This is a genomic window from Xanthomonas populi (genome assembly GCF_002940065.1).
Taxonomy (GTDB): domain Bacteria; phylum Pseudomonadota; class Gammaproteobacteria; order Xanthomonadales; family Xanthomonadaceae; genus Xanthomonas; species Xanthomonas populi.
The window spans coordinates 1-544 of the sequence record NZ_MDEJ01000323.1 but is presented as its reverse complement, the minus strand read 5'-3'; the positions used below and the strand labels follow the sequence as shown (position 1 = coordinate 544).

The 544-nt window shown below is 61.0% G+C and carries 2 protein-coding genes; one reads left to right on the top strand and one right to left on the bottom strand.

Translation table 11 applies throughout. The features are described from left to right. Window positions 1-202 (bottom strand): transposase (locus XpopCFBP1817_RS21125; protein WP_146090210.1); only part of this gene is annotated, 202 nt, incomplete at its 3' end. A gap of 221 nt (window positions 203-423) precedes the next feature. On the opposite strand from XpopCFBP1817_RS21125, the gene XpopCFBP1817_RS21115 reads away from it, so the two are divergent. After that, the coding region (locus XpopCFBP1817_RS21115) for a helix-turn-helix domain-containing protein (protein WP_146090209.1) at window positions 424-544 on the top strand (121 nt) is incomplete at its 3' end.

Genomic DNA, 544 nt, shown 5'->3' with positions numbered 1-544 from the left:
ACGTCTTCAGCCGCGCGTTCTCGGCCTCAAGGTCTTTGAGCCGCTTGGCATCGGGCACGCGCATCCCGCCGAACTTGCTGTGCCACATGGAGTACGAGGCCTCGCTGACGCCGTGTCGCCGGCATAGGTCCTTGATCGCCACGCCGCTTTCGGCTTCGCGCAGAAAGCCGATGACCTGCTCGTCGGTAAAACGCTTCTTCACGTCCAATCTCCTTCGGGGTAGGGAATTGGACTCCAAACTGGCGTGCTACTCAAAATCGGGGGGACGTCGGAGGGCGCCTTTCTACTCAGCTCCTCAAGCATCCCGGTAACGTTGGGCAAGTTCTTGGCCGGGCGGCTTCAACTCTGGATCGCGACACCAACGGTTGTGAAGTGGTCCAGGCGACCTGACCTGAACGACTTCACCGCCAAGTGGAGTTGCCCATGTCATCCAGCCGCCTGGACCTGGCAGAACGATACCGTCAGCATGCGTTATATGAAACCGGCATGTCGATGCGGGCCATCGCCAACGCATTGGAGCGCGCGCCCAGCACGATCAGCCGCG